Below are 12,267 nucleotides of genomic sequence, written 5' to 3'. Positions count from 1 at the left end.
CAACTTCTGCCTTCCACCCCATAAAATACATTATTAATCAAAGTATTGAACAATTTATTCCATCTCCGATATCTCTCCTGTCAGGGTCTATGCTTATAAAAAGAGCCTGATGGGGGAATACCCCTTCTTCGGATGGGTTGAAGTGATAATCATTATCACTAACATAGCGGTATGTCCCGATGGCGTCAACCTATGAGGTAGAGCGATGAATTTACATGCAGGAACTTTCAATCCCGAAGATTTTAGCTGGCGTGGGCTGGTCATGACTCCAGCCGCCGCCGCCCATATTCGCGATCTGGTCCGCAAACAGCCTGATATGCAGGGGCTGCGCCTGGGGGTTAAAACCAGCGGCTGCGCCGGTTTTGGCTACGTTCTCGAATTAATCGCTGAACCGGCGAAAGACGACCTGCTCTTTGAGCGCGACGGCGCGAAGCTATGGGCGCCGCTGCAGGCCATGCCGTTTATTGATGGCACCGAACTCGATTACGTTCGCGAAGGCTTAAATCAAATCTTCAAATTCCATAATCCAAAAGCCCAGCACGAATGCGGCTGCGGCGAAAGTTTTGGCGTTCAGGCGGAGTAACTATGTCTCGTAATACTGAAGCAACCGACGATGTCAAAACCTGGAGCGGCGGGCCACTCAACTATAAAGAAGGCTTTTTCACGCAGCTGCAGACCGATGAGCTGGCGAAAGGCATAAACGAAGAGGTGGTTCGGGCGATTTCCGCGCGCCGCAATGAGCCGGAATGGATGCTGGAGTTTCGTCTGAACGCGTTTAAGGCCTGGCAGGCGATGGAAGAGCCGCACTGGCTGAAGGCGCACTACGACAAGCTGAACTATCAGGATTACAGCTATTACTCGGCGCCTTCCTGCGGCAACTGCGATGACGCCTGCGCCTCTGAGCCTGGCGCTTTGCAGCAGACGGGCTCCAGCGCGTTTTTGACCAATGAAGTTGAAGAGGCGTTCAATCTCCTCGGCGTGCCGGTGCGCGAGGGGCGGGAAGTGGCGGTCGACGCCATTTTTGACTCGGTTTCCGTCGCCACCACCTATCGCGAAAAGCTGGCGGAGCAGGGGATTATCTTCTGTTCGTTCGGCGAGGCGATCCACGAGCACCCGGAACTGGTGCAGAAATACCTCGGCACCGTGGTGCCGGGCAACGACAACTTCTTTGCCGCCCTCAACGCGGCGGTGGCCTCCGACGGGACCTTTATCTATGTTCCTAAAGGCGTACGCTGCCCGATGGAGCTGTCGACCTATTTCCGCATCAACGCGGAAAAAACCGGCCAGTTCGAGCGCACCATTCTGGTCGCCGACGAAGGCAGCTATGTAAGCTACATTGAAGGCTGCTCGGCGCCGGTACGCGATAGCTACCAGCTGCACGCGGCGGTGGTTGAAGTGATCATTCATAAGGACGCCGAGGTGAAGTACTCCACGGTGCAAAACTGGTTCCCCGGCGACAACAACACCGGCGGGATCCTTAACTTCGTCACCAAGCGCGCGCTGTGCGAGGGCGAGAACAGCAAAATGTCGTGGACCCAGTCGGAAACCGGCTCGGCGATCACCTGGAAATATCCAAGCTGTATTCTGCGCGGGGATAACTCCATCGGCGAGTTCTTCTCGGTGGCGCTGACCAGCGGCCATCAGCAGGCGGATACGGGGACCAAGATGATCCATATCGGTAAAAACACCCGCTCGACGATTATCTCGAAGGGGATTTCTGCCGGCCACAGCCAGAACAGCTATCGCGGGCTGGTCAAAATCATGCCCACCGCAACCAACGCGCGCAACTTCACCCAGTGTGATTCGATGCTGATTGGTCCGGACAGCGGGGCGCATACCTTCCCTTATGTGGAATGCCGGAACAACAGCGCGCAGCTGGAGCATGAAGCGACCACGTCGCGGATCGGCGAAGATCAGCTGTTTTACTGCCTGCAGCGCGGCATCAGCGAGGATGATGCGATTTCGATGATCGTCAACGGTTTCTGTAAGGACGTTTTCTCAGAGCTGCCGCTGGAGTTTGCCGTAGAAGCGCAGAAATTACTGGCGATTAGTCTTGAACACAGCGTCGGCTGATAACAAAGGAAATAAGATGTTAAGTATTAAAAATTTGCAGGTCGCCGTCGAAGACAAAGAGATCCTGCGCGGACTGAATCTGGACGTTCGCCCCGGCGAAGTGCACGCCATTATGGGGCCGAACGGCTCCGGGAAAAGTACGCTCTCCGCCACCCTGGCCGGACGCGAAGACTATGAAGTGACCGGCGGTAGCGTGGCGTTTAAAGGCAAAGATCTGCTGGAGCTCGCCCCGGAGGATCGCGCCGGCGAAGGCATCTTTATGGCCTTCCAGTATCCGGTGGAAATTCCCGGCGTCAGCAATCAGTTTTTCCTGCAAACCGCGCTCAACGCCGTGCGCCGCTACCGCGGCCAGGAGCAGCTTGACCGCTTTGACTTCCAGGACCTGATGGAAGAGAAAATTAAGCTGCTGAAAATGCCCGAGGATCTGCTGACCCGTTCGGTTAACGTCGGCTTCTCCGGCGGCGAGAAAAAGCGCAACGATATCCTGCAGATGGCGGTACTGGAACCGGAGCTGTGCATCCTCGACGAGTCCGACTCCGGGCTGGATATCGACGCGCTGAAGATTGTCTCTGACGGCGTTAACGCCCTGCGCGACGGCAAGCGCGCGTTTATTATCGTCACCCACTATCAGCGCATTCTCGACTATATCAAGCCGGATTACGTCCACGTGCTGTACCAGGGGCGGATCGTCAAATCCGGCGACTTTACTCTGGTCAAACAACTGGAGGAGCAGGGCTATGGCTGGCTTACCGAACAGCAGTAACGCGCTGCAGCAGTGGCACCATCTGTTTGAGTCGCAAAGCGGGCAGCGCAGCCCGCAGGCGCATCAGCATCTGCAACAGCTGCTGCGGCTGGGCCTGCCGACGCGTAAAAATGAAAACTGGAAATATACGCCGCTGGACGCGTTACTGAATCAGACCTTTGTCGCCGCTCAGCCGCAGGCGCTGACGGCGGCCCAGCGAGACGCGCAGGCGCTAACGGTGGAGGCATGGCGCCTGGTGTTTGTCGACGGTCAGTTTAGCGACAGCCTGAGCGACGATCTGGCCGCCAGCGGCTATGAAGTGCAGGTGGATAACGAGCGTCAGCATCTGCCTGACGCCGTTCAGCCCGAAGTCTTTCTGCATTTGACCGAAAGCCTGGCAACCACCGTCACCCACATCCGGGTCAGGCGCAACCAGCGCCCGCAAAAACCGCTGCTGATTATGCACCTGACGCGCGGGCTGGCGAGCGATGAAATGAATACCGCCCACTATCGCCATCATCTGGAGCTGGAGAGCGGCGCGCAGGCGACCATCATCGAACACTATCTGAGCCTCAACGACCAGCGCCACTTTACCGGCGCAAGGCTGACGATGACCGTGGCGGATAACGCCCACCTGCAGCATATCAAGCTGGCGTTTGAGAATGCGCAAAGCTACCACTTTGCCCACAACGACCTGGCGCTCGGGCGCGACAGCTCCGCCTTCAGCAGCAGTTTTCTCCTCGGGAGCGCGGTGCTCCGCCACCACACCAGCACGCGGCTGAATGGGGAAAACAGTAACCTGCGGATTAACTCGCTGGCGATGCCGGTCAACGGCGAAGTCTGCGACAGCCGCACCTGGCTCGATCATAAAGTCGGATACTGCAACAGCCGCCAGCTGCATAAAACCATCGTCAACGACAAAGGGCGGGCGGTGTTTAACGGCCTGATTAACGTCGCGCCGCATGCGATCAAAACCGATGGCCAGATGACCAACAACAACCTGCTGCTTGGCCGCTTATCGGAAGTGGATACCAAACCGCAGCTGGAGATTTACGCTGATGACGTGAAGTGCAGCCACGGCGCGACCATTGGGCGCATCGATGATGAACAGCTGTTTTATCTGCGCTCGCGCGGCATTACGCAGCAGGCGGCGCAGCAGATGATTCTTTACGCCTTTGCCGCCGAGCTCACCGAAGCGATCGGCGATGAGGCGCTCAGGCAGCAGATACTGGCGCGTATCGGCCAGCGTCTGCCGGGAGGTAACCTATGACATTTTCAGTGGAACGCGTGCGCGCGGATTTTCCGCTACTCCACCGCGAGGTGAACGGCCAGCCGCTAGCCTATCTCGATAGCGCCGCCAGCGCGCAGAAGCCGGAAGCGGTAATTAACGCCGAGGCGGGATTTTACCGCCACGGCTATGCGGCGGTGCATCGCGGCATTCATACGCTCAGCGCGGAAGCCACGGCGCGCATGGAGCAGGTGCGCCAGCAGGCGGCGACGTTCCTCAACGCCAGCTCGGCGGAAGAGGTAGTGTTTGTTCGCGGCACTACGGAAGGCATTAACCTCGTGGCCAACAGCTGGGGGAACGCCAACGTCGGCGCCGGCGACAATATCATCGTCAGCGCGATGGAACATCACGCTAATATTGTGCCATGGCAGATGCTGTGCGCCAGAGTAGGCGCGCAGCTGAGGGTGATCCCGCTGAATCAGGACGGTACCCTGCAGCTGGATGCGATCCCCGGCCTGTTTGACGATCGCACCCGCCTGCTGGCCATCACCCAGGTGTCTAACGTGCTGGGAACCGAAAACCCGATCGCCGCCCTGGCCGCTTTAGCCCATCAGCATGGCGCGAAGGTGCTGGTGGACGGCGCGCAGGCGGTCATGCACCATCCGGTTGATGTTCAGGCGCTGGACTGCGATTTTTACGCCTTCTCCGCGCACAAGCTGTATGGCCCCACCGGGATCGGCGTACTCTACGTCAAACAGGACATTTTGCAGGCGATGCCGCCGTGGGAAGGGGGCGGATCGATGATCGCCACCGTCAGCCTGACGGAAGGCACCACCTGGGCAAAAGCGCCGTGGCGCTTCGAGGCGGGAACGCCGAATACCGGCGGCATCATTGGACTGGGCGCGGCGCTGGATTACGTCAGCGCGCTGGGGCTGACGCAAATCGCGGAATATGAACAAACTCTGATGCGCTACGCGCTGCAGGCGCTGGAGAGCGTGGCGGATTTAACCCTGTACGGCCCGCCAAATCGCCTGGGAGTGATTGCCTTTAATCTCGGCAAACATCATGCCTACGATGTCGGCAGCTTCCTGGATAACTACGGCATCGCGGTGCGGACCGGGCACCACTGCGCCATGCCGCTCATGGCGTTCTACGGCGTCCCTGCCATGTGCCGGGCATCGCTGGCGATGTACAATACCACGGAAGAGGTGGACCGGCTGGTAGCGGGCCTGCAGCGGATCCACAAATTATTAAGCTAAAGGAAGTGACTATGGCGGCGTTACCGGACAGAGACAAACTGCTGCGCAACTTTAGCCGTTGCGCGAACTGGGAAGAGAAATATCTCTATATTATTGAACTGGGACAGCGCCTGGCGCCGCTGAGCCCGGAGGAACACAGCGCGCAGAACATCATTCAGGGCTGCCAGAGTCAGGTGTGGATCGTGATGGCGCAGGAGCCGGGTGGGGCTATTGCGCTTCGCGGCGACAGCGACGCGGCCATCGTGAAAGGACTTATCGCGGTGGTATTTATCCTTTATGACCAGATGACGGCTAAGGATATCACCGCTTTTGACGTGCGCCCGTGGTTTGAAAAAATGGCCTTGACGCAGCATCTTACCCCCTCGCGCTCGCAAGGGCTGGAAGCCATGATCCGCGCAATTCGCGCGAAAGCTGCAAATCTTAGCTAGAATAAAACAGTAGATTTCATTCTGTTATGCACGACGGGAGGCTAGCCTCCCGTCGTGCATAACAGGCCTGGCGTTTTATCAGCGAAAGAAGGAATCTCAGTATGAAACGCGCTTCTCTTATCACCCTGGCTCTTCTGAGCGCCCTCAGCGCGTCACACGCAGCCTGGGCCGTTGATTACCCCCTTCCTCCTGCCAATAGTCGTCTGATTGGTGAGAACCAGTTCTGGACGGTACAGGAGGGCGACCGCAACCTGCAGGCGATTGCCCGTCGTTTTGATACGGCGGCGATGCTGATCCTCGAAGCGAACGATACCATTGCGCCGGTGCAGCCTAAACCGGGTACACAGGTGCTGATACCCTCGCAGATGCTGCTACCGGACGTGCCGCGTGAGGGCATCGTCGTCAACCTGGCGGAACTGCGCCTCTACTACTTCCCGCCGGGAATGAATCAGGTGCAGGTTTATCCCCTGGGGATTGGTCAGCAGGGGCTGGAGACGCCGGAGATGACCACCCGTATCGGGCAGAAAATCCCGAACCCCACCTGGACGCCGACGGCGGGCATCCGCGCCCGCTCGCTGGAGAAGGGGATTAAACTGCCGCCGGTGGTGCCCGCAGGGCCGAATAACCCGCTAGGTCGCTATGCGCTGCGTCTGGCGTACGGCAACGGTGAATATCTTATTCATGGCACCAGCGCGCCGGACAGCGTCGGTCTGCGCGTAAGCTCCGGCTGCATGCGCATGAACGCGGCGGACATCCAGGCGTTATTCAATCAGGTGAAAAGCGGCACCCCGGTGCGGATAATCAACCAGCCGGTCAAATTCGCCGTGGAGCCGGACGGTAAGCGCTATGTTGAAGTTCATCGCCCGCTGACGCCGGATGAGAGCAGCAACGCCCAGACCATGGCCTATACGCTTCCGGCGGAGTTTCATCAGTTTGCGGGGGATAAAGCGGTTGATGAGGCGCAGCTTAAACGCGCGCTGACCAGACGAGCAGGCTATCCGGTGGCGATCTCCGCGGGTGAAAGCGCCGCGTCGGGCCTGTCGGTACAGAATACGCCGCTGGATGAAGCGAAAAGCGTGCAGTAGGCGGGGATGCGGAAGACAAAAAAAATGGCGCACAATGTGCGCCATTTTTATTACACAGATACTATTACTTACGGTATTTAGTAGCTGCGTTGTCCAGACGCTGGTTAGCGCGAGCTGCGTCATCTTTAGCAGCCTGAACGTCGGAACGCATTGCGTTCACGTCGTTGCTCAGCTGGTCAACTTTAGCGTTCAGAGTCTGAACGTCAGAAGACAGCTGATCGATTTTAGCATTGCTGGAGCAACCAGCCAGCAGAGTAGAACCCAGGATTACCGCGCCCAGTACCAGTTTAGTACGATTCATTATTAATACCCTCTAGATTGAGTTAATCTCCATGTAGCGTTACAAGTATTACACAAACTTTTTTGTGATGAGAATATTTTTTTACCTGAATACGCTTATTTTTGATCGTTCGCTCAAAGAAGCATCGAAATCATCACGTAACTTTAAAAAGGCGAGTGAAAACAGCGCGCTTCCATCGGATTCATCTTAGATAATCTCGCGTTAAATAGTAAATTCCGATTTGCATTTTTATTAATAGCGGCTAGTGCCGGAATAAAAAAAAGCGCCCCGAGAGGCGCTTTTAAAGGAAATACTAATTAACCTGTAAATTATTACAGCACGTGCACGGAAGCGGTATTGGTGGTTCCGCTCGGGACTAACGCGCCGGAAACCATAACAACCACGTCGCCTTTACGCGCCAGGCCGCTCTGCAGCGCCAGTTCTTTACCCTGGATGTAGAACGCATCGGTAGAGGAGATATCTTCAACCAGCTGCGCCACAACGCCTTTGCTCAGCACTAGCTGACGCGCGGTGGTTTCGTTGGTGGTCAGTGCCAGGATAGTGGCATCCGGGAAGTATTTACGTACGGCGCGCGCGGATTTACCGCCCTGGGTTGCCACAACGATCAGCGGCGCTTCCAGTTTTTCAGCCGTTTCTACCGCACCGCGGCACACCGCTTCGGTGATGCGCAGCTTACGGTTGTCGTTGTTGTACTCAAGACGGCTGGTCATGACGCGGTCGGTACGTTCGCAGATGGTCGCCATGATGGTGACCGCTTCCAGCGGGTATTTACCTTTCGCGGATTCGCCGGACAGCATAACTGCGTCGGTGCCGTCGAGGATGGCGTTGGCCACGTCGCCTGCTTCCGCACGGGTCGGACGCGGGTTTTTGATCATGGAATCCAGCATCTGGGTCGCGGTGATTACGACTTTACGCGCGCGGATACATTTCTCGATCATCATCTTCTGCGCGAAAATAACTTCTTCAACCGGGATTTCAACGCCCAGGTCGCCACGGGCTACCATGATGCCGTCAGAGGCTTCGAGGATTTCGTCGAAGTTGTTCAGGCCTTCCTGGTTTTCGATTTTGGAGATGATCTGGATCTTCTCGCCGCCGTGGGCTTTCAGGTGCTCACGGATTTCAACAACGTCAGAACGCTTACGGATAAAGGATGCCGCAACAAAGTCAACGCCCTGTTCGCAACCGAAGATCAGGTCCTGTTTGTCTTTTTCAGCCAGCGCCGGCAGCGCGATAGATACGCCCGGCAGGTTAACGCCTTTGTTCTCGCCGAGGTCGCCGTTGTTCAGCACTTTACAAACAACTTTGTTGCCTTCGATAGCGGTCACTTCCATACCGATCAGACCATCGTCAACCAGTACCGTGTTGCCAACGCTCAGGTCGCTGGTGAAGCCTTCATAGGTCACCGCAACGATTTCGTTATTACCGACAACGGATTTATCGGTGGTGAAGGTGAAGGTCTGGCCCGCTTTCAGGGAGACGTCGTTGCCGCCTTCCAGCTTAATGGTACGGATTTCCGGACCTTTGGTGTCCAGCAGGATTGCCGCTTTCTTACCGGTTTTACTCATCACATTGCGCAGATTCTGGATGCGCTGACCGTGTTCCGCATAGTCACCGTGAGAGAAGTTCAGACGCATAACGTTCATGCCCGCGTCCAGCATTTTGGTCAACATCTCTTCGGATTCGGTTTTCGGACCGATGGTGCAAACAATTTTGGTCTTTTTCATGACAGTTTAATCTTTAAGTTGTGAAGGATAGGGATGGGGAATCTGACTCCGTGGGCGCACTGCCGCAGAGTTAAACCTGTATTACGAAAGTTGCTATGCCACGCTCTAAGGATAGGTGACAACAAAAGAGCGTGCAGAAGAATGTGTGCTGGCGGTTCAGCCCATGAAAAGAGGCAACGTGTTATGCGTTTAGTCATGCAATCCAATGCGCTGAAACCATTCAATAAGAATTTGTTGGGCATTATACGTTGCCCAATCCAAAAAAGAAAATGAAAACCATGTTTCATTTCTATAGTTACATACTTAACAAAATGCAAACTAATCCTATGCTTATGCGCAACACATTTTTTCATCACCTGACAAGATAAAGAGGGTGGAAACGCGGGTTTATTCACAAGTTTGGCCGGGAAAAGCGGTCTCTGAGGCGAAAACGGCGCGCTGGTTTGCTTTAAGCGGGAAATATATCAATAATGATTTGATTGATAATGAAAATTTGAGAGCAGAATACGATGGGAAACACAGCCAAAGATGAGGCGTTGTATCAGGAAATGTGCCGGGTGGTCGGTAAAGTCGTGCTGGAGATGCGCGACCTGGGCCAGGAGCCGAAGCATATCGTTATCGCCGGCGTGGTGCGTACCGCCCTCGCGAACCCAAAGGTCAAACGTTCCGCCCTGACGCAGGAAGCGATGGAGAAGGTGGTCCACGCGCTTTCCGGAAGCTAGCCGCCTCAGGGCACTACCCGCGCGCTTCAGGAAATCACGAAGCGGATCACCGCTTTTACCGCTATATCGCAGTGGTGGGCGACCATGGCCTCATCATCGATCGCCGGCATCGGATCGTCCAGGTACAGGCTGCTAAAGGTATAAAAGTTCGACACCTGATAGAAGCTAAAGCTGCTGATCAATCGATGCACATCGCGCGCTTCCAGCCCCGCCTGAAACACGCCTTGCCGCTGACCGCGCTGAAGAATATCTTCCAGAATCGACAGGGCGGTGCGGTTTAGCGGTTTCAGCTGGCCCGAGCTTTTCAGCCACTTCCCGCGCTGCATGTTTTCCATACAGATGACCCGCATATAGTCGGCGTGGGTGGCGTGATAGCGCACGCTCCACTTCACCAGCTGCACCAGCGCCTCGACCGGCGGCACGTTTTCCAGCCCAAGCTGCTGCTCGGTTTCGCGGATCCTTGCGTAGACGTGCTGCAGCACGGCCTGATAAAGCTGCTCTTTGGTCTTGAAGTAATAGACCACCATGCGTTTGGTGGTCTGCGCTTCGGTGGCGATTTGCTCCATCCGCGCCCCCGACAGTCCATGCTCGGCGAAAACGGTAATGGCGGCGGCGAAGATCCGCTCTTTCAGAGACTGCGCTTCATCATGAGCAACGACGGACATAACGGCTCCTTTTCTTGAGATGCAAAAAATACACATATTGATCACAATTTAGCAACCAACCATGGCGCGATTGAACCAAATGATACATATTCAGGTCATTACCTCAGCCAATGACCCGAGGACACTATGTTGCGCTCCATCGCCACCGTCTCGATCTCCGGTACCTTACCCGAAAAGCTCCATGCCATCGCGGCGGCAGGCTATCAGGGCGTCGAAATCTTCGAAAACGATCTGCTCTATTATACCGGTACCCCGGCTGATATCCGCCACCTGGCGGCAGATTTAGGGCTAAAAATCACGCTTTTTCAACCGTTTCGTGATTTTGAAGGCGCCAGCCGCAGCCAGTTCGCCGCCAATATGGAACGCGCCAGGCGCAAATTTGCGCTTATGCATGAGTTGGGCTGCGACACCATGCTGCTGTGCAGCAACGTTCAGCCGGACTGTTCCGCCGACGTCGAGCTGCAGATCGCGGATTTGCGCGCCCTGGCTGAACTGGCGGAGCAGGAACAAATCCGCATCGGCTACGAGGCGCTGGCCTGGGGCACCCACGTCAACCGTTGGCATCAGGCCTGGTCACGGGTCAAAAGCGTCAACAGTCCGGCGCTGGGCATTGTGCTCGATAGCTTCCACGTGCTGGCGCGCGGCGACACGCTGCAGCGGCTAGGGGAAGTACCGCCGGAGAAAATCACCTTTGTGCAGATGGCCGATGCGCCGCTGATGAAAATGGATATTCTGGAGTGGAGCCGGCACTTCCGCTGCTTTCCCGCTCAGGGGCAGCTGCCGCTGGTGGATTTTGCCTGCGATCTTACCCGCTGCGGCTATCGCGGTCCCTGGTCGCTGGAAATTTTCAACGACAGCTTCCGGGCGTCGCCCAACGGCGCGACGGCGAAAGATGGCTATCGCTCGCTGCTGTGGCTGGAAGAGCAGGTCCGTCAGCGGCTACCGGAAAGCCGGGCGCCGCTTTTTGCTCCCGTTGAACTGCCCCTCTACGCCGGGCTGGAGTTTATCGAGTTTGCCGCCGCGCCGGCGCAGGCGGGCGAGCTCGGACAAAGACTGGCGCAGCTCGGCTTTGCAGAGGAGGGGAGCCATCGCTCAAAACGGGTCTCCCTCTGGCGCAACGGCGGGGCGCGGGTGGTAGTCAACGCCCAGCCGCACAGCTGGGCCGACCATTTTCACCAGCGTCATGGGGTTTCCCTCTGCGCCATGGCGCTGCGCGTCAGCCAGAGCGCGGCGATCGTGGAACGCGCCCGCGCATACGGCTACGCCACCTGGCAGGGCGATGCCGGGCCGAATGAAAGCCCGATCCCGGCGGTTTGCGCGCCGGACGGCAGCCTTATTTATCTGATTGAGGTGGGGGATGACATCTATACCCGCGATTTTCATCTGCGCGCGAACCTCACGCCGCGCGACGATTATCAGGGTATCGATCATCTGGCTCTCGGCATGGAAGCGGACAGCCGCGATAACTGGATCATTTTTTTCCGCAGCGTTTTCGGCTTTATCCTCGAGCATGAACAAACGCTACCCGATCCGTACGGGCTGGTGCGCAGCCTGGCGGTACGCAGTCCGCAGGGCGACATTCGCCTCGCGCTCAATATTTCGCAAAGCCGCGCCACGCAAATTGCCCGTTCGGTCGCCTGTTATCAGGGCGCCGGTTTACAGCACGCGGCGTTTGCCTGCCGCGATTTACCCGCCACGCTCGCCAGCCTGCCGCAGATTGCGGTCGAGGCGCTGCCCATCCCGGCGAACTATTATGACGATCTGCTGGCCCGGTTTGGCGAAGACGCTCAGGTTAACCTTTTGAAGAATCATCAGATTCTTTATGACCGCGATGGAGACGGCGGGGAGTTCCTGCATCTTTATACCCGCCCATTTTCTGCCGGACGCTTTTTCTTTGAATTGACCGAGCGGCGCAACGGTTACGCACTTTATGGTGCTGTAAATGCAGCTGTACGCTTGTCAGCAATGCAGTACACCTAGTAATGTAGCAGATGGTTCACAACCCAACGTCGCAAACACAATAACAACATCCGGCTGTAC

12 protein-coding genes are annotated in these 12,267 nt (G+C 56.7%); 9 read left to right on the top strand and 3 right to left on the bottom strand.

Annotation, left to right across the window (positions count from 1 at the left end; translation table 11 throughout):
* Positions 1-205: 205 nt before the first annotated feature.
* From sufA to CMQ96_RS00275, 7 genes are all read left to right on the top strand, one after another.
* Positions 206-583 carry a Fe-S cluster assembly scaffold SufA gene (gene sufA, locus CMQ96_RS00305; protein ID WP_098065642.1) on the top strand — a complete coding sequence of 126 codons (378 nt, stop codon included), beginning with the start codon at positions 206-208 and terminating at the stop codon, positions 581-583.
* 2 nt (positions 584-585) lie between these two features.
* Entirely contained in the window at positions 586-2,073 is a 1,488-nt protein-coding gene (sufB, locus tag CMQ96_RS00300; protein WP_024357897.1) for a Fe-S cluster assembly protein SufB, read from the top strand.
* Positions 2,074-2,089: 16 nt separating this feature from the next.
* On the top strand, positions 2,090-2,836 hold the full coding sequence (gene sufC, locus CMQ96_RS00295; RefSeq protein ID WP_004132414.1) for a Fe-S cluster assembly ATPase SufC: 747 nt from the start codon (positions 2,090-2,092) through the stop codon (positions 2,834-2,836).
* A complete protein-coding gene (gene sufD, locus CMQ96_RS00290; protein WP_049085412.1) occupies positions 2,811-4,085 on the top strand; it encodes a Fe-S cluster assembly protein SufD in 1,275 nt (424 codons plus the stop codon). The genes sufC and sufD overlap by 26 nt, the downstream gene beginning before the upstream one ends.
* Positions 4,082-5,302 (top strand): cysteine desulfurase SufS, encoded by a 1,221-nt coding sequence (gene sufS, locus CMQ96_RS00285; protein WP_024357899.1) that lies wholly within the window; start codon positions 4,082-4,084, stop codon positions 5,300-5,302. Before sufD ends, sufS begins: the two co-directional genes overlap by 4 nt.
* An 11-nt stretch (positions 5,303-5,313) precedes the next feature.
* Positions 5,314-5,730 carry a cysteine desulfuration protein SufE gene (gene sufE, locus CMQ96_RS00280; protein WP_024357900.1) on the top strand — a complete coding sequence of 139 codons (417 nt, stop codon included), beginning with the start codon at positions 5,314-5,316 and terminating at the stop codon, positions 5,728-5,730.
* 101 nt (positions 5,731-5,831) lie between these two features.
* Positions 5,832-6,815 carry a L,D-transpeptidase family protein gene (locus CMQ96_RS00275; RefSeq protein WP_049086017.1) on the top strand — a complete coding sequence of 328 codons (984 nt, stop codon included), beginning with the start codon at positions 5,832-5,834 and terminating at the stop codon, positions 6,813-6,815.
* Between the two features lie 64 nt (positions 6,816-6,879).
* Here CMQ96_RS00275 and lpp read toward each other — a convergent pair whose 3' ends face one another.
* Both lpp and pykF read right to left on the bottom strand, forming a co-directional pair.
* Positions 6,880-7,116, bottom strand: a complete 237-nt coding sequence (gene lpp, locus CMQ96_RS00270) for a murein lipoprotein Lpp (protein ID WP_003029373.1) — start codon at positions 7,114-7,116, stop codon at positions 6,880-6,882.
* 311 nt (positions 7,117-7,427) lie between these two features.
* Positions 7,428-8,840 carry a pyruvate kinase PykF gene (gene pykF / locus CMQ96_RS00265; protein WP_004119183.1) on the bottom strand — a complete coding sequence of 471 codons (1,413 nt, stop codon included), beginning with the start codon at positions 8,838-8,840 and terminating at the stop codon, positions 7,428-7,430.
* Between the two features lie 509 nt (positions 8,841-9,349).
* Here pykF and fumD point away from each other — a divergent pair.
* On the top strand, positions 9,350-9,562 hold the full coding sequence (gene fumD / locus CMQ96_RS00260) for a fumarate hydratase FumD (protein WP_004132406.1): 213 nt from the start codon (positions 9,350-9,352) through the stop codon (positions 9,560-9,562).
* Positions 9,563-9,588: 26 nt separating this feature from the next.
* Here fumD and CMQ96_RS00255 read toward each other — a convergent pair whose 3' ends face one another.
* The gene (locus tag CMQ96_RS00255) at positions 9,589-10,227 is read right to left on the bottom strand and encodes a TetR/AcrR family transcriptional regulator (protein WP_004132404.1); all 639 of its coding nucleotides are present in this window, start codon (positions 10,225-10,227) and stop codon (positions 9,589-9,591) included.
* A 126-nt stretch (positions 10,228-10,353) separates the two neighbouring features.
* Here CMQ96_RS00255 and CMQ96_RS00250 point away from each other — a divergent pair, with 126 nt between their 5' ends.
* Entirely contained in the window at positions 10,354-12,207 is a 1,854-nt protein-coding gene (locus CMQ96_RS00250; protein ID WP_098065640.1) for a bifunctional sugar phosphate isomerase/epimerase/4-hydroxyphenylpyruvate dioxygenase family protein, read from the top strand.
* Positions 12,208-12,267: the final 60 nt, after the last annotated feature.

Origin of the sequence: Klebsiella sp. MBT K-1, assembly GCF_002556465.1 — a bacterium.
Classification (GTDB): Bacteria; Pseudomonadota; Gammaproteobacteria; order Enterobacterales; family Enterobacteriaceae; genus Klebsiella; species Klebsiella grimontii.
The sequence above is the reverse complement of the archived record's forward strand: the minus strand, read 5'-3'. Positions and strand labels throughout refer to the sequence as shown.